Source organism: Paracoccus sp. KR1-242, from assembly GCF_049446195.1.
GTDB classification, from domain to species: domain Bacteria; phylum Pseudomonadota; class Alphaproteobacteria; order Rhodobacterales; family Rhodobacteraceae; genus Paracoccus; species Paracoccus broussonetiae.
Window position 1 is genome coordinate 232,654 of the sequence record NZ_JBMSED010000005.1, and the last position, 17,375, is coordinate 250,028.

Consider the following 17,375-nt stretch of genomic DNA (forward strand, 5'->3'; position numbering starts at 1 on the left):
GAACATCCCATGTCCGCACGCTACATCTCTGATCCGTTCTCGCTGGGCCCGCCGCTGGTTCGTGCCGGGACCGGCCTGCGCCGCGAGGGTCTGGCCGAGACCGAGGATTTCCAGACGCATGTCCGCGACCGGATCATGGCAGTGCTGTTCACCCGACCGGCGGAACGGGTGATGCGGCCCCGTTTCGGCGCGGGGCTGGATGCGCAGGTGTTCCAGAACATCTCTCCGCTGGCCCTGTCGGCGCTGGAATACCGCATCCGCGAAAGCCTTGACGCCGTCTTCGGGGACGAGGTGCTGCTGGAGGATCTGACCGTCACCGGCGCCGAGGACGAAGGCGCGATCCTTGTCACCATCGATTATGCGCTGCGCCGCGACCGCAGCCCCCTGCGGCTGGAGGTGGTGCTGTGACCGAACCCGGCGCCTATGGGCTGGAATGGGGCGAGGCCGAGATCGGCGCAGGCTGGCAAGGCATTGCCGCGCTGAGCTTCGCCGAGCCTCCTCCGCCCGGTTATGTCGCCGAGCTGTGGATCATGCTGGCCAAGGCCGCATCCGGCATGGTCCCCGAAGACGTCGCGCTGGCCAGTCCAGATGGCAGCATGATCTCGTTCGAGCGGCTGCCAGTTTCGAACGGGGATGGGCTGATCGCGCTGCGGTTTCCGCATCAGGGACCGCGCGGCCAGACCCGCGTCACCCTGCTGTCGGGCGGCAACGATCCGCTGAACCCGTTCTTTGCCGAAGCCGAATTCGACTTCTTCATTGCCTGCCCCGCCGGAGATTGCCACGAGCCGCCCCCCGCCACCGCGCCCGCCGGTGCGCAGCCCGCGATCGACCTGGCGACCAAGGACTATACCGGCTTTCTGGCGGTACTGCAGGAATGGGCGCTGGCCAGCGATCCGAACTGGGCTGCGGTCAACCCCGCCTCGACCGAGATGATGCTGATGGAGCTTCTGGCCCATCATGCCGAGCTTCTGTCCCTGCATCAGGACCGGGTCGTGCAAGAGGCTTTCATCGACACCGCCCGCGAAAGACTGTCGCTGCGGCGTCATGCGGCTCTGCTGGGCATGGCGTTGGACGAAGGCGCCTCGGCCCGGGCTGTGGTCGCGGTCGATCTGCCCGCCGGGCGCAGCGGCTTCCTGCCCGCGGGCACCCGTTTCGTGCGCGAGGAAGAATTGGGCCGCATCACTGCGACCTTCCTGAGCGAGGTTCCGGTCTTTCTGGACGCGGCGTGGAACGCCGGCCTGACGCGGGATGCTGATCGCGGCACCCTGCGCCTTGCCGCGTGGCCGGGCGCCCCCGATGCCGTCCTGCCCCCCGGCACGCGCGAGATTCTGCTGTGGGGCTGGGGCGCGAACCTGATCGAGGGCCAGCGGATCGCATTGGTGCAGGGGCGCATCGCCCATGTCACCCATATCCTTGGCACTGCCGAGATCAGCTTGGCCGGCTGGGTCCAGGATCCCGCCGATGCCCCGCATGTGGCCCTGCGCGAACTGACACGCCTGGTCATGGCCGATCCCCTGCCCCAGCTCATCCGGCCCTGGTCCGACCCGCAAGGCGCGCCGGTCCTGATCACCGTCAATCTGGTCGAGGCGATCCACGGAGAACCCGTGACCGCCGCGAATGAAGAAGGTGCCGCGATGGAACTGGGTGCGGGGCGGCGCGACCTGGTCGCTGCGACCGATCTGGTGACCGGGGCCTTGGGCATCCGCGCGCTGCGCACCCCGCAGCCGCAGATCCTGTGCGAGGATGACGGCCGCCCCTCGATCCGGCTCAGCGTCGGGGCAGAAAGCTGGGACTGGCAACCGACCTTGATGAACTCGGCCGGTTTTGACCGCCATTTCACGACCGAGGCGGAAGAGGACGGCTCGGTCTGGCTGATCTTTGGCGACGGCACGCGGGGTCGCGCCCTACCCCTGCCCGATGGCACGACAAGCCGGGCCCTGGCCCAACAGCCCGCGCATCAGCGCATCCGGCTGGACTGGCGGCAGGGCGATGCCGAGGCCGGGAACCTTGGCGCCTTCGCCCTTGGCGCGGCGCGTCCGCCCCTGTCGGGCGATGCCGGGGCGGCGGCGGATTTCGCGGCGCTGTCTCCCATTGCCGCGACGAACCTGCTGCCCGCGTCGGGCGGGCGTCACCGGGTCTCGGCCGCGCAGGCGCGCGCAATGATCCCGGAATCGATCCGCCATCCCGCGCGCGAGCGCTGCGTGACCGCCGCCGATTACGCCCGCGCCGCCGAAGAGGTGCCGGGTGTCGCACGGGCGACGGCGCGGCAATTGGGCGGGATCTTCAACACGATCATGGTGCTTTGCGCGCCGGGCGACGGCGACCGGCTGGATGATGCGACTTCAGCCGCGGTCCACGCCCATCTGGACCGGCTGCGCATGTCGGGACGCGAACATGTTCTGGGCGCGCCCGATTACGTCGCGCTGGACATCGCGCTGCTTGTCTGCCCGCACGGACAGGCCGGGGCCGCCGCGATCCGCCGCGCCGTGCGCGAGGCGCTGGTGCCGGGCAGTGCCGCCCGCCCCGGCTTCTTTCACCCTTCGCGGCGGGGCTTCGGGGAAAGCATCCTGCTGCCCGACCTGCTGGCCGCCGTCGCCCGCCTGCCCGAAGTCGGGGCGGTCAAGGCCGCGACCTTCCGCCCGCTACTGCAGGCCGGAGCACCCGAGGTGGCGCAGGTGATCCTGCTGGGCGCAACCGAGATCGCGCAATTCATGGGCGACGAATCCCGCCCCGAGCTTGGCCGCCTGTCGGTCCGGGTGCTGGGAACCGACGCCATTCCCGCGGGACAGGGCTTCGTCGTCGACGGACCCGCGCCCGAAACCGTTTCGTCCTAGGCGAGGTGATCCGATGTCCCGACCGCCGATCCACCGTCCCGCCCCCTCGCCCCGCGGCGATGACAGCTATTTCGGTCCCGACTTCGCCGCGCTCGTCCAACTGGCCGAGGCCGTGGCCCGCGATGGCCACGGGATCGAGATCCCGGCCAAGGGTCGTGGCCTTGCCCGCACCTTGATCGAACTGCCCGCGCTGCTTGCGCATGTTCTTGGCGAACATCAGGGCCTGTATGCGCGAGAGGCCAATCTCGGCTCGGCCCTGTTGCCCGAGAACCTGTCGCGGCATGCAAGGCGGCTGGCCTATACCCCCGATCCCGGCGCGGCGGCGACCGGGCTTGCGGCCTTTACGGTCAAGCCCGGTTTGTCGGGCAGCCTGCCCAAGGGCTTCGCGCTTCAGACCTCTCCCTTGGGCGAGATCAAGGCCCGGACGCTGGAGACGCTGGCCGAGGCGCAGCTTGATGCGGGCTGGAACGCGATCCGACCCGCTGCCGCCGAGATCCTGCACCCGATGCAAGCCGATCGCGGCTATATCGAGATCCGGCTGAACAAGCGTCACGGGCTTGCCCGCGACGATGTCGTGGTGCTGGCCAATGTTCGCCGCACCGGGGTCTTTCGGGTCGTCGATCCCTTGCCCGACGCATCCCCGCCCCGCCTCGCGCTGCGTCATGTCGGGGGCAGTCCCTATGCCGATACCGCGACAGCCGCCGATTGGGCGGGCGGCTTTCGGCTGCTGTGCCGCCCGCGACATCAAAGCCGGGTCTTCGGCTGGAATGCCCCGCCGGGACTTTGGCCAGCCGCGGCGCTGGCCTCGCCTTCGACCTATGCGGCGCCCGCGACCACCGCCGCGGCCGGGACAGTTGCACATGGGTACGAAAGCCCGGCCTCGGCCGCGTCGCGGCTGTTGCTGGCCGAACCGCTGGCAGGATCGATTGCCTCGCAACTGGCGGCCGTCGTCTCGCCCTCGGGCGCTGCCGTCTATTGGGTCGACCGCAATGACGAGGACATGGTGTCCTTTGTCCGGGGCGAGATCGTCGAGCAACCTCAGGTCAGCACCGCAACGGTGGACGGGCGCCCCGTCGTCACCGTCACCACCGTCAAGAAACTGGTCGAGACGCGGTTGTCCGCGCGGGTGGCAACGCTTGCGCTGAACATCCTGCCGGGCGCGATCACCCCGCGCAGTTGGACCAGCTATCCGCTGGACGCGACCGTGCTGGCGGGATGGGCCGACGCGCTGGAGCTTTGGCCCACGATCCCGAACCCGGCGGCGTTGCAGCCAGAATTCGCCGTCATGGCGGATCTTTCGGCCATGCGTCCGGGCCGCCCCGCCATCCTGCGCCGCCTGTCGACCGGAGAAGCGCGCGAGGCCGTGATCGCCGCGCTGAAACCGCCGCCCGCGGGCCAGCAGGCCTGGACCCTGCGCCTGGAAATGCCGGGTGGTTTCCCATCGGGCTGGGCGGTCGGCGATGTCGAGCTGCTGGGCAACGTCATCCGCGTCAGCGACGGCGAAACCGTGACCGAAATCCTGGGCGGTTCGGACGGGGTCACTCCGCATCAGGGTTTTGCTCTCAAGAAGTCGCCCGTGACCCGCCTGGCCGGTGCCGAAGGCAGCCAGATCGCGCTGGAAACCCGCGTCGATGGCGTACTGTGGGATCTTGCCCCGGATTTCCACGCGCAAGCGGCCGAGGCCCGGATCCACAGCGTCGAGACCGATGCCAAGGGCGCGGTGACGGTCCGTTTCGGTGGCGAGGGTCGCGGTGCGATCCCGCCATCCGGGCGGCGCAACATCACCGCGACCTATCGGCAGGGTCTGGGGGATGCGGGCAATGCCGGGCCGGGACGGCTGAACCGGATCCGCCGCGCATCGCCGCTGCTGGACAGCGTCACCAACCCGCTGGCAATCGCGGGCGGAACCGATGCCGCCGGCCCCGAGGATATCGCGCGCCAGGCGGTGCGGCCCGTCCGCGTCTTCGACCGCGCCGTTTCGGTCGAGGATCACGCCGATCTCGCGCTGCTTTTCCCCGGGATTGTCCGCGCCTCGGCCAGATGGCGGGACGGCACGGGGATCGAGTTGGTCGCCGCCGACGCGGCAGGTGCGGGCCCCGCCGATCCGGGCGCTTTTCTGGCGTTCATGGATGCGCGCCGCGATACCGGCATGGCGCTTCAGGTGCTGGCGCCGCAGGCGGTGGATGTCAGCCTTGGCCTGCGGGTCGAACGCGATCGCGCCTGGCTTGCCGAGGCGGTTCGCCGCGCGGTCGAGGAAACCTTGCTGGGCGGACCGGAGGACGCGGGGCTGTTCACCTTTGCCGGGCGCGATCTGTCGGCGCCGCAATCGCTGTCGGGGATCTATGCCCGGCTTCTGGCTTTGCCCGGCGTCGCGGCGGTCCATGCCAGCCGTTATGGGCTGACGGCCGGGATCTCCAGCCACGCCGTCGCCGACATCGTTCATGCCAGCACGCGCCAGTGGCTGCGCCTGGCCCCCTCGGCGCTGGAAATCCAGATGGTCGAGCCGGACCTGCTGGACCGCGTGATGCCCGGAGGCGCGCCATGAGCTATCCCTACGATCGCGATCATCTGGACCGCACGCGCGAGCTGCTTTACGCGCTGATCCCCGAATTCCACAAGCGCCGTGACCGCGCGGCTGCCGTCGCGGTGCCACCCGAGCCGCAAGAGCTTTACGGCCTGCTTGAAGCCCTTGCCGCGCCTCTTGCCGCCCTGCGCCAATCCGTCGAGGAGCTTTACGGAGACCTGTTCATCGAAACCGCGGGCGAAGCCGCCCTGCCTTCGCTTGCAGCCTCGATCGGGCTGGAACTGGTCTTTCACGATGCCGAAGCCAACCGGCGCGACCTGGCCGCCGCGATCGGATGGCGCAGGCGCAAGGGCACGCCCGCCATGCTTGAAGAAATGGGCCGCGTGCTGTTCGACCGGCAAGTGGCCCTGAAAGAAGGCTGGAAGGCCGTGCAGATGGTGCAGGATCTGAACATCCTGCGCGCCGAGCGGGTGATCGCGGACCTGCGCCCCGCCTCCGTGGCCGATCTTGCCGCCGGGCCGCTGGCCAGCCTGATGCGGCTTTTCGATCCCCGTCCCATTACTGCGGACACAGGCCATGTCCATCCGCTGCATCTGGTGCATTGGGCCTTTCCCACCCAGTTCCAGCCCTTGCGCCGCGCCGCTTGCCACGAGTTGCCGGCGAGCGTCGGGGACCGCCGCTTTGCCTTCGACGCGGCCAATGACTGGCGCCCATTGCGGGTCCGGGCGACCGGTTTCGCCGACCGCCCCGGCAGCGACCGCGTCCCCGAGGGGCTGTTTGCCGAAGCCCCCGGCAACTGGTTCGGGGCCGAAGGGCGCTTCCAGGTCCGCCTGACCGGTGTGCCGGCCGCCGCGACCCGTCCGGCCGCGCCGGTCCCTCGCAATCCGGTCAGGGTGCGCGCCGACAATGCGCTGGGTCGGGGACCGGCCACCGTGGCGCTGATCGACGCGCAGACTCGCCGCTATTCCGGCCCGGTCGAGATCGCGCTGGTGTCTGCCCCGCAGGCGGGCGGGCTTCCCGACCTGTCACAATCCGTCCTGCGGGGACGCGTCAGTGTCGGCCCCGCAGGAGCTTCGGGCGCGGCGACGGGCGCCGGGAACGTGCCGGTCGATCACGTCATGCTGCTGCGCCTGACGCCCGAGGCGGGGGCGGCAAGCCGGATGCTGGGCGAGACCGTGATCGCCATCAGCGGCACGACGGCGAACGGCAGGCGGCGCGCGACCGATCCGGCGCTGGCGCAGGCGGGCTATTTGCGCGGCGCGCTGTACCTGCGCATCCCTGAACAGCGGATCCACGGCGCCCGCCACCTGTGGATCGCCGCTGACGGATCGCTGCACGAAGCCGAGGCGCCGGGGGCCGTCCCCCCGCTGCGCCCGCTGGAGGGGGGCGCGGTGCCTGCCCGCGCGCTCGTCTCGGCCCCGGTCGGCCCGGTCTGGCCCGAAGCGCCCGAAACCGCCCTGCGCACACCCTTTGCCCCCGCGCTGGCCGCGCCCGCCGCCGCGCCCGCGATCCTGCATGGGGGCGAGATCCTGCGCGCCAATGCGTCAGGCGTGATCAGCAGCGGCGCACGTTCCGCGCTGGTTCTGGCACTGTCCTTCTTTGCCGGGCAGCGCCGATTCATGCCGATGTTGCGCCTGACCTGGCAGGGGCCCGATCCGCGCGCCGCGACATGGGCCGCCCTTGGCGCGAATGGCGCGCCGATCGCCGCCGCGTCCCTGCGGGCGCGCTTCGCGGAATTGGCCGAGACGGTCTCGGCCAACCCGTCGGACCTGGCGCTGGCGCTGCGTTACGAATGCGGGGTGGCGGGGGCGATCATGACGCCTTGCGAACTGGCCTTCACCGCCTACGATTCAAGCTCGGTGCTGATCAATCTGCCCGAGATGGTGGCTTCGGAAACCGCCGAGGCCGCGCCGGATGGCAGTGCCTTCTGGCCGCGGGGGCCGGCCCCGCTGGTCCGCCACAGCGTCGCCGTGCAGGCAGGCAGCGACGGTTCAAGCTGGATCGCCGGTACGACGACGCTGGCCCGCAAAAGCCTTGGCCCCGCCGCGCCCCTGCTGGCCGCTCGTCCCATGCGACGTCGCGAGGCTGGCTGGCGCAGGCTTTGTCCCTGGCGGAACGAGACCGCAGCGGATGTGCTTGAACCGACGCAGCCCGCGCGATTGGACATCGATCCCCGCTTTGGCCTGTTCGCGCTGAACCTGGCCGACGAGATCGTGCCCCATCCCAAGGCAACCGGGATTCCGGTTCCCGACCCGGTAACGGTCGACCTGGAAGAAGGGGCGACGATGCCCATCGGCGCTTTGCCCATCGACCATCGCCGTCACCTCGGGCTGCGCCCGGCACCGACGCGGCTGGTTTCGGCGCTTGGGCATCTGGGGCGGGATGCGCTGCCCGGTCTGGTCGGGTTGCCTTTGCATCGCAGCGTGGCGGCGGCGCTGGCGGCGGCCGCAGGCTCCGGCCTGCCCGACGAGGTGATCGAGATCGTCGATTCCGGGCTTTACCGCGCCGAGGCGCTGATCTGGCCCGCCGGAACGCGACAGCTCGAACTCAGGGCCGCGCCATTCCAGCGTCCGGTGTTGCAGATCGCGTCCTCGACCCCCGGCGCGGGCGGGTATGGCGCGCTGGTCCTGTCGGGCTTTGCGATCGATTCCGGGGCGCTGGATCTTGACCTGCCGTCAGCGCAGCAGGTCTCGCTGACATTCCTGTCCGTTTATGGGGCCGAGACCCGCCTGCGCCTGCGCCTGTTCGAAGCGACCGGTGCCGAGCGCGTGTCGATCCGGCGCTGCGCCCTTGGCCCCGTCTCGGTCGAGGATGCGGGCGAAATCGCGGTGCTCGACAGCATTCTTGCCGCCGGGAACGATACCAGTTTCGCCTTGTCGGCCCCAGCCGCGCGGCTGGATGCCGAACGCGCCACCTTTGCGGGGCGGGTCGAAGTGGGCGAGGTCGAGCTGTCGGATTGCATCGTGACCGGACGGCTTGATGCCCATGAACGCTTCCGGGGCTGCCTGCGCTATTCGCTGGTCGGGCCGGGCAGCCTGACGCCGCGCCGCCACCGCGTGCTGGAGACCGATCCCGTGACCGGGCGGCCGATCCGGGTGCCCTTCGAAAGCCGCGATCGCCGCGACCCGGCCTGGCTGCGTTTGGAGCCACAAGGCGATCCCCGCATCCTTGCCGGTGCATCGGATGGCGGCGAGATGGGCGCCTTTGGCGCTGCCCGGCTGGGCGAGCTTTACGGCGGGCTTGCCCGCAGGCTGTCCGAGCACACGCCCGCGGGGCTGCGCAGCGGGATCGTCACAAGACCCTGACGGGGAACAAGTACGCGTTCCGGCCGTCCGGCCGGGGCGCAATGTCAGAAAGGGGAGTTCGGTCGATGGAAGGGGATTTCTCGCGCGGGCACAGGCCCGATGCCAAGCGCGGCCGCAGCTATCGGCGCGTGCTGGCGCGACAGGGCGCGCCGGTGCTGGACAGCGACCTGCATGCGCTGATGGACCTGTCCGACCGTCTGGACCGTCAGGGGATCACCCACCTGGCCTGCGACAGCGGTTCGGGAGATGCCGGGTTCCTGGTGACGCCGGGCCGCCTGCTGGCTTGCTTCGATCCCGTTCTGGGACAGCGCGCCCGGGTCACCGGGGGTGCGCATGCGACGCGCGACTTCTCGCGCAAGTATCTGGATCGCCTGCCGGGGCTGCGCATCAATGGCGGCGCGGGACAGGTGACGGTGCCGCTGCGCCTGCCCCTGTCGGCAGCGACGCCTTGCCGTGTCTGGTTGCGCGCGGATCAGGCGGTGACGGCCAGCATCGCGGGCAGTCCGGTCAACATTCCCGCCGGCGGCGACTATGCCCCCTTCGCTGTCACCCTGACCGGAAGCGAGATCATCCTGCTGCCCACTGCGCAGCCCTATTGGCTGGCCTTGGTCGAGACGCTTGCCCCCGCCGCGGTGCCCGCGCTCTTCAACTGGGCCGCCGGCAGCTATCAGGTCGGTGGTCTGATCGCCCCCGCAACCGAAGCGACCTGGCCCGCCCTGACCGGCCCGGCGGCCGAGGCGATGCAGGCCGCATCGGCCAGCACCGCGGGGGCGTTGACAGTTGCCTATCTGGAGCTGTCCGAACGCGTCGTGACCGCCATCGAGGATCCGGGCCTGCGCGAACAGGCCCTTGGAACCGGACGCGAGACGACCGGTCGGACCGAGGTGCAGGCGCAAGTCAAGCTGGCGGCCGTCACCGGCCTGACCGATCCCGTCGCCATCGCCGCTGCCTTTGCGCAGGTGATCCAGCCAACGGGGCGCGTGACCTTTGGCACCGCCGCCGGGGCCGATGCCGCCGACCCCTGCGACCTGCCCGTTCCGGGCGGCTATAGCGGGACCGAGAACCGGCTTTACCGCCTTGTCGTCCATGAGGTGACGACCGGAGCGGGTGCGGTCACCCGCTTCAAGTGGTCACGGGACAATGCGGCGGGCCTTTGGTCCTGTTCCCTGATGCCGGACCAGCCCCCCGGCTCACTTGTCACCCACCTGCGGGTCGATGCGGCATCCCCCCTGCGCGCGGGCGATCTGGTCGAATTGCTGTCCGACGCGACCGAGCAGGGCGACAGTGCCCCGGCAACCCTTGCCGCTGCCGGGTTCAGGCGGGCGCGCCGGACTCAGGGGCGACTGTTCCGGCTGGATGGCGGGGATGTCGTCGGCGGCTCGCTGCGCGAGTTCCTGCTGCTGGACCCGTTGACCGAGAACCCCACCGCCCCCTTCAGCCCTGCACCCTTCGGTGGCGCGGGGCTGAAGCTGCGGCTGTGGTCGGGCTTGCTGGAACGCCCAGGCACCGGCAATGCCGAGCTGGTCCTTGAACACGGCCTGACCGCGCAGATCACCGGTGAGTTCGAACAGGGCGACTGGTGGCAGGCCGAGGCCCGCGTACTGGCCCCGCAGGCCAACGGCCCCGCTGTCACCACCGCGCATGGTCCCGAACGGCAATTCGCGCCGCTGGCCCTGCTTGAGCGCGCGGCGGCGGGAAATCCGATGATCCTGCGCGCCTGGCTGGATCGACGGTATCGCAAGCTTTGCGCCCAGGAAGCCGACCTGACCCGCTATGACGGCGAACGCGTGGGCACCGTCTCGGACACCGTGCAAGAGGCACTGGACGAGCTTTTCCTGCGGCTATCGGATGGCTGTGGGGAAATCGCGGTGCCTCCGGGGGCCTCGGTGCAGGCGGTGATCGACACGATCCCGGCCGGCGGCAGCGCGCGCATCTGCCTGAACGCGGGCACGCGCGACCTGACCGAGACCCTTATCATCGCGGACAAGGGCGACCTGATCGTCGGGGGCATCGGTCCCGGCACCCTGTTGCGCGGCAACCTGCGCCGCCTGATCCGGTTCGAACGCTGCCGCTCGGTCGATCTGCGCGACTTCGCGCTTGAGGCGCTGACCGGGGGATCGGGCGCGGTTCTGGACTTCGTGGATTGCGGAGAGGTTCGGCTGGAGACGATCCGCCTGCGGGCTGCCGGTCCGGCAGAGCCGGGTGCCTCGGCGATCCGCCAGGTCTCGGCCGCGGCGCGTCCGACGCGCAGTTTCTCGATGCGGGGCTGCGCGCTGAGCCTTGGGATGTATGACAGCGGCGTCACTGCCAGCGATCCGGGCCATGCCGACATCTCGGGCAACAGCATCGAAGTCCGCCCCGAGGCGATCACCTTCCTGAACGAGCTGGGACAGGGCGGCGAAATGCTGGTCGCGACCGGCGCCGTCCTGCTGGACCGGATCATGCTGCATGAAGGCGACGGCGGCTTCGACTTCGTCGGTGGCCCGGTCATCGGGATTTCGCTGGACCGGCCAACCTTTGCGCGGCTCGGCGTCGCGATGGCGAACGGGATGTGGGGCAACCGGACGCTGTCCTTTGAAACCCATTCATCGCTGGACAGCCACCTGTGGGAACATCTGGCCGAGGTGAACCCCCCGCCCGGAGGCCAGAACGAGCCGCCCGAGACGATGGACGATTTCCTGCGCTTCTTCCGGCAGAACCTTGCCCTGCGCATGTTCGGGATCGGCGGATCCGCCACGATCCCCGCGGACCTGAATGGCAATTTCAACAACCTGCGCAGCGGACTGGTGGCCAGCAACCCGCAGCGCCACGGCCGCGCCGGAATCGTCGTCGCCATGAGCCGCGGTCCCAAGCGCGCCCTGTCGCGGGCCGAGCCGGTCGCAGCGCTTTACGCAAGCACCGAACCCGGTCAAAGCGCGCGCATCCAGGGCAACCGCGTTGCGGGCTTTGCGCAAGGGATCCGTGTCGCCGCATCGTCGTTCCTGGACCGCAGCAACTTCGTCTTTGTCCGCGATGTCGAGATTATGGACAACCAGATCTCGTTGCTGATGCCATGGCAATCGCGCCAGCGCGGCGGCATTCGCGTCGGCCATGCCCTGTCGGCCCGGATCAACGGGAACCGCATCGTCGACCGGCTGTATCGCCCGCTGGCCGATAACGAGGCCCCGATCGGCCTTGATTCCGAAGGAATCCGGCTGTGGGGCTGGTACGGGCCATTGCTGGAGGTGCGGGGCAATTTCAGCCACGGAATGGCCTATGGCATCCGCTGGAACCGTCTTGGCGGGCTGGAACCGTCATGGGGCCGCCCAGACCGTTTCGTGCGCGCATTTGCCGACAACGCCTATTCTGGGATGGGCCAGCCCAGCGAACCCACGACCCTGCCCTGACCGGAGATTTGCTTTGGAGCGCGCGGCCCGAAATGTTACACTGAATCAGACCCGGACCCGAGTGATCGTGTTCGTGTCATGTGGTCGGCGTCCGCCGAAGGGTTCAAGTCCCTGGGAGAGGTTCTGGCTCCGGCCCGGACCTCTCTCGCGTTCAGCGCCCCGGCCATCCGCGCGAGACGGAGCCGGCAGATGAAATCGGCCCAATCCGCCCAGATGCAAAAGGCAACCAGCGCCGAATCCTCGGGCGGCAGCCGGATGCAGGCGGGACCGGCCCAACTTCCTGAAACGGCCACGCCCGTGCTGACCGGCCTGCAACGCGGGCTGACCGGCGGCGCGCCCCTGCCCATGGGACTGCGCAGCCGGATGGAGGCGGGGTATGGCACCTCGCTGGCCGATGTTCGTGTCCATACGGGGGCCGAGGCCATGCAGGCGACCGGCACCCTGCGCGCCGAGGCGCTGACCAGCGGCAACCACATTGCCTTTGCCCCCGGCCGCTACCGACCCGGATCGGCGTCGGGCGACGGGCTGATCGCGCATGAGCTGGCCCATGTGATCCAGCAGCGCCATTCCGGCGGCGGCGGCGCTGTGCAGGCACGATCGCAGGTTTCGAACCCCGGAGAGGCGGCCGAGGTTTCGGCGGACCGGGCTGCGGCAACGGTGCTGTCGGGCGGGCGCGCGCAGGTCGGTGCGGCGGGCCAGTCCCTGCGCGGCCAGATCATGCGTCGCGCCTTGCCCGGCACCGCGTCCCTGTCGCTGTCGCCGGCCATGACGCTTGCCCCGTCCCGCCCCGGTGCCGTCGCGCCCGGTGCGGGCAGCGTCCTGACCCCGGCCATGACTGCACAGGTCTCGGCAGCGGGTGGACAGGTCACCGGCCTTCAGCGTCCCGGCAAGGACAAGACGAAGGCCAAGGGGGATGCCGCCACCCCGGCGACCGCGTCCGCGACCGCAAAGGCACCCGATGACGCCCAGACCGCGCGCGGCGAAAACGCCGCCGAAGCCGCGCCTGACCCCTCGGTCGCGGTGGCGGGCGCCACGGCAGGCGCGGGCGAGGCTGCTCCGGACGCCAAGAAAAAGAAGAAGCGCGACGGCAAGGGCCGCGGCAAGAAAGGCGAGGGTGAAGCCGCCAAGGGCGAAGGTGCCGCAGCCATGGCCGGGGGCGGCGGCGGGCCTGTCGCACGCGGCGGTGGCGGCGGTCGCCGCAAGCGCTTCGGCCAGAACTTGGGCGACCGTGGCGAACCGGCGGCGGACGAAGCCCGCCAGCGCCTGACGACCCGCGCCCAGTCCCTGCGCGTGAACGAGGGCGCGGGATCGCGCATCGGGGCAGCCCGCGCGGCTGCCGAGCCTGCCCCGACCGCTGCCGAAGCCGACGGCCAGCGCCAGCAGGCGGGAACACTGGCCGAGGCGACGATCACCTCTCCGGATGCCGCAGGGGCCGCGCAGCGCGCGCAATCGGCGCTGGCCTCGGTCGCGCCGACTACCATCGAGGAGCTGGACAATTTCGCCGGTCCCGGCGGTGCGGGAACCCGCGACCAGCTGGCCCAAAGCATCGCCGCCGATGCGGGCCAGCAGGCCGCTCCGGTGCGGGATTCGATGTCGCAGGTGGGCGCACCCCCGATGGGCGCCGAGCCACCAGCCGCGGTGCCCCAGCCCGAGCCGATGGGCGCACCGGGCAGTGCCGACCCGGCCCTTGCCGCCGCCGCGCCCCCGCCAGTGCCCGAGGAATCGCTCGACGCGTCCGAGTTCAAGGAGGATGCCGATCAGGCCCTGTCTGAACATGACGTTGACGACGCGACCCTGACTCGCGCCGACGAAGGCCCCCTGCACGCCATCGGCGAGGACAAGAAAGAGCTGAACGAAAACGTAGACGGGGCCTCGACCGAGGCGCGGATGACCGAAAGCGGCGCCACCGCCGAGGCGCAGGGCGGTCTGACTGCGACTGAGAGCGAATCCGTCGGCACGATGACGGGCCAGCGCCATGCCTCACAAGGCGCAGTCAGCGCCGAACAGACCGGCACGCGAGGCGGTGAGGAAACCGGCCAGCGCACGTTGGCCGAGCAGATCAGCGGCATCTATGCCACGGCGGAAGGCCAGGTGAACGACAAGCTCGCCTCGCTTCAGAATGACGCGGTGCAATCCTTCCGCGAAAGGCAGGGTCAGCGGCTTGAGGCCTTTGCCGCAGGCGTCCGGGCCGAGTTGGACGCCTTCAAGAGCCGCCGCTATCGCGGGCTGCGCGGCCTTTACTATCGCGGTCGCGACTGGGTCCTGTCGATCAACAGCCTGTCCGAGGTCAAGGCGCTCTACGACCGCAACCGCAGCGCCTATATCGCCGATATCGATGCGCTTCTGGTCGAGATAAAGGATGGCATCCAGAAGACGATCGACGGCTGCAAGACCACATTGGCCGAGGCCAAGGCCAGCATTGACCAGCTTGTTTCGGACAATCACGGCAAGCTTGACACCGACGCACAGGCGGCACTGGAACGCGCCCGCAACCAGTTCGCCGCGATGGAGCAACGGATCGAAACCACGCGTCGCAGCGCGCTGGCCGCCCTTGATCGCGAACGCGACCGCGCGATCCGCGAAATGGATGCGAAGCTGGCCGAAATCCAGGCCGAGAATGCGGGGCTTGTCGACCGCATCGCCGCCGCGATCAAGGCCTTGGCCGAACTTCTGGGCAAGTTCATGCGGCTGCTGGCCCGAGTCACCCGCATGGGGATCGGGGCCTTCCTGTCCGCCGCAGGAAGTCAGGCAAAGGAGGGCGTCAGGAACAATCTGTGGGATTCCCTGAAGGAAGCGTTCAAGGAATGGTTCTTCAACAAGGTTCCCGGCCTGCAGCTGCTGATGAACCTGCCTCCGAACTGGGTCGAGATGCTGACCACGCTGGCAAGCAGCATGATCGGCCTGATCACCGAAAACCTGCCCCTGATGCTGCCCGCGATCGGCGTCGCGGCCATGACGTGGATGGCCACCCAACTGGCGCTGAAGCTGATCCCCGGCGCGGGGGCGATCATGGCGGTGATCGATGCGATCAAGGCGGCCTGGGCGCTGGTGCAGTCGCTGTTCTCGGCCGCCTCGGCCTTCTTCGAATTCGTCATGCAGGTTGCCGCGCCCGGCAATGGCGCGGCGGCTTTCGCGCGCGCACTGGCGCATGGCATCGTCGCGGCGGTCGACATGGTGCTGACCTTCCTGGGCATAGATGCGCTGATCGGGCGGATCATCGGGGCCATCGCGCGGCCCTTCAAGGGGATCATCGCGCGCATCCAGCAGCGTTTCCGCGCCTTCATGTCACGGCGGCGGCAGCGCAGCGAAAGGCGGCGTGGCGGCGACAAGCGCCGGCGGCGCAGGGACGATGGCGACGACCGGGGCGGGAATGCCAATGACCGCCGCCGCGCTCGGGCGCAGGCGGACCGGGACCGCCACGAATCCGACCGGCGCAAGCGCGACCGCGAACGCAGCGAAGACCCCCGCAAGAAGCGCGAGACCGATGCCGAGCGCCGCCGCAAACGCGAAGAGGACGAGGCCCGCCGCCGCCGCGAACGCCGGGACGAGGCCGTGCGGGCCATCGGCCCGCCGCTGGGCAGCCTGCTGTCCAAAGGGGTCTCGCGCCTGCGGCTGGGTGTCCAGCTGGGCCTGTGGCGCCTGCGTCACCGCCTGCGCAAGCTGTCGCTTGAGGACAGCCGCGTCGTGGCCGGGAACAGCGATGACGTGACCGTCCGTCAGGTCCTGCGCGACAATCCCGAAGCGGTGCGCCGCATGGTCCATGACATCGGCAAGAGACGCTTCCAGCAGTCCAAGGGTCGGGTCGGCGCAGGGGGACCGCCCCATTCCGTCCCGGCTGGCGGCCAGCCCGAGGATCTGGGCGCGAACCTCGACATGCGCCCGGTCGTGCCGGGCAAGCCCGGCCGCCTCCAGGGCAAGGCCCCGATCCCGATCCAGGTTGGCGGCACGGCGGTCGGCGCGCATCAGCAGCCAGGCCTTTTGGGCAGCGACGCCGCGCGCCGCAATATCTTCATCGACGATATCGGCCGCTATCCCGAGATCGGTGAGGCTCTGACCAAGGCGGGCATGAGCGGCCCGCAAGCGGCCGAGGCGCTTATGGCGGCGGCCAAGCCCGGCGGTCCGGGCGCGCAGGCCCCGCTTTTCGCGCTGCTGTTCGGGCGCGAGGTGCTGCAATCCAGCAATGCCTCGGCCACCTCGCCCTTGGCGCTGCACCTGATGCAGCAGGGAGTCGCGCCCGCGACGCTGTTCGGGAACAAGGCAAGTCCCTCGGTCGCGGCCAATCTGTTCCCGGCCGAGAAGCTCAACCCCGAGCTGGGCAGCACGGGCTGGCAGCCCGGCGGCAATATCTTCCCGCCCTCGATGCTTAAGGCGGCCGAAGCAGGCCGCAATGCCGACACGGTGGCCACGGGCGGATCGCTGAACCTGAACACCGTTCCGGGCCAGCTTGGCCAAGCCTATATGATGCGCGAGATCGAGATGGTCTATCTGGCGGTGCGCAACATGGAGTTCAGTGACACAGCCGGTCTGCAGCGCGAGATCGAGCGCCTTTTCGACATGATCAGCAAATCGCAGGTGATCCAGCCATGAGCCTTTTCCTTGCCGCCATCGGGCCGATGGGCCAGCCGGAAACCACGGCGTGGTTCCTGTTTCCGGGCGACCCGGACCGTCCCGTGGTGGTTGCCCCGACCCTGGCCGAGGCGATGCCCGAATTGCAGGACATCGCGCAGGGGCGCAGCATCCATTGCGAACCGCAGCTGGCAGGGAATGGGCTGGATCCCGCACCCTGGGGCGAACCCGCCCGGTCGGATTTCGCGGTCATCGCGCTGGATATCGAAAATCCCGACACCATGGCCCGGATCGAGGATGCGATGCTGGTCGGTCGTTTCTGCCAGGCATTCGCCGCACTTTGCGACCGCGTCGCACGCGGCTGGCCGCAGGATGAACGGCTGCTGGCACTGGACATCCCCGGACGTGGCGCGCGCTTTGCGATGATTGTCGAGGGGCCGGGACTGGTCATTCTTGACGACACCAGCCGTCCCGATGCCGAGGACCTGTCGGCGCTGGACGGGTTGGCGGCTGTGCTGGGCCGCGGGCACCCGGCCGTGGAAAGTGCCTTCGGACGCGCCTTTGGCCTTTCGGGCATCCCCCAGCCCTTCCAGCTTCACGCGGGTGACAAGCGCCCGGTCAACGAGGCCGACCTTGCCCTGCTGACCGAGGCGCTGACCGCCGCCTCTCGACTGGACCCCGGCGCCGCGGAGCCGGGGGAACGCCGCGGCAACGGCCTGACCGCGCAGATCGTCCCCGCGGGCTGATCCGCGGCCCCGGC

At 69.8% G+C, this 17,375-nt stretch carries 7 protein-coding genes; all 7 read left to right on the forward strand.

Features of this window, described 5'->3' with window-relative positions; genetic code table 11:
* The first annotated feature begins 9 nt into the window (after positions 1–9).
* The 7 genes from ACO2Q4_RS09690 to ACO2Q4_RS09720 all read left to right on the forward strand — a co-directional run bounded on the left by ACO2Q4_RS09690 (position 10) and on the right by ACO2Q4_RS09720 (position 17,361).
* The gene (locus ACO2Q4_RS09690) at positions 10–408 is read left to right on the forward strand and encodes a GPW/gp25 family protein (RefSeq protein ID WP_311759091.1); all 399 of its coding nucleotides are present in this window, start codon (positions 10–12) and stop codon (positions 406–408) included.
* Positions 405–2,834, forward strand: a complete 2,430-nt coding sequence (locus ACO2Q4_RS09695; RefSeq protein ID WP_423318945.1) for a hypothetical protein — start codon at positions 405–407, stop codon at positions 2,832–2,834. Before ACO2Q4_RS09690 ends, ACO2Q4_RS09695 begins: the two co-directional genes overlap by 4 nt.
* A gap of 13 nt (positions 2,835–2,847) precedes the next feature.
* Positions 2,848–5,379 carry a hypothetical protein gene (locus ACO2Q4_RS09700; protein ID WP_423318947.1) on the forward strand — a complete coding sequence of 844 codons (2,532 nt, stop codon included), beginning with the start codon at positions 2,848–2,850 and terminating at the stop codon, positions 5,377–5,379.
* Complete coding sequence (locus ACO2Q4_RS09705; protein ID WP_423318949.1) at positions 5,376–8,663, forward strand: phage tail protein; 3,288 nt, start codon at positions 5,376–5,378, stop codon at positions 8,661–8,663. The genes ACO2Q4_RS09700 and ACO2Q4_RS09705 overlap by 4 nt, the downstream gene beginning before the upstream one ends.
* 65 nt (positions 8,664–8,728) lie before the next feature.
* Complete coding sequence (locus tag ACO2Q4_RS09710; RefSeq protein WP_423318951.1) at positions 8,729–12,049, forward strand: hypothetical protein; 3,321 nt, start codon at positions 8,729–8,731, stop codon at positions 12,047–12,049.
* Between the two features lie 189 nt (positions 12,050–12,238).
* Entirely contained in the window at positions 12,239–16,636 is a 4,398-nt protein-coding gene (locus ACO2Q4_RS09715; protein WP_423318953.1) for an eCIS core domain-containing protein, read from the forward strand.
* Positions 16,633–17,361: a hypothetical protein gene (locus ACO2Q4_RS09720; protein ID WP_423318954.1), complete on the forward strand. Its 729-nt coding sequence runs from the start codon at positions 16,633–16,635 to the stop codon at positions 17,359–17,361. The genes ACO2Q4_RS09715 and ACO2Q4_RS09720 overlap by 4 nt, the downstream gene beginning before the upstream one ends.
* Positions 17,362–17,375 lie beyond the last annotated feature (14 nt).

Excerpts from the sequence above, each read along its gene's own strand:
- ACO2Q4_RS09690 (WP_311759091.1), top strand. The coding sequence starts at position 10 with ATGTCCGCACGCTACATCTCTGATCCGTTCTCGCTGGGCCCGCCGCTG.
- ACO2Q4_RS09700 (WP_423318947.1), top strand. The coding sequence starts at position 2,848 with ATGTCCCGACCGCCGATCCACCGTCCCGCCCCCTCGCCCCGCGGCGAT.
- ACO2Q4_RS09705 (WP_423318949.1), top strand. The coding sequence starts at position 5,376 with ATGAGCTATCCCTACGATCGCGATCATCTGGACCGCACGCGCGAGCTG.
- ACO2Q4_RS09710 (WP_423318951.1), top strand. The coding sequence starts at position 8,729 with ATGGAAGGGGATTTCTCGCGCGGGCACAGGCCCGATGCCAAGCGCGGC.
- ACO2Q4_RS09715 (WP_423318953.1), top strand. The coding sequence starts at position 12,239 with ATGAAATCGGCCCAATCCGCCCAGATGCAAAAGGCAACCAGCGCCGAA.
- ACO2Q4_RS09720 (WP_423318954.1), top strand. The coding sequence starts at position 16,633 with ATGAGCCTTTTCCTTGCCGCCATCGGGCCGATGGGCCAGCCGGAAACC.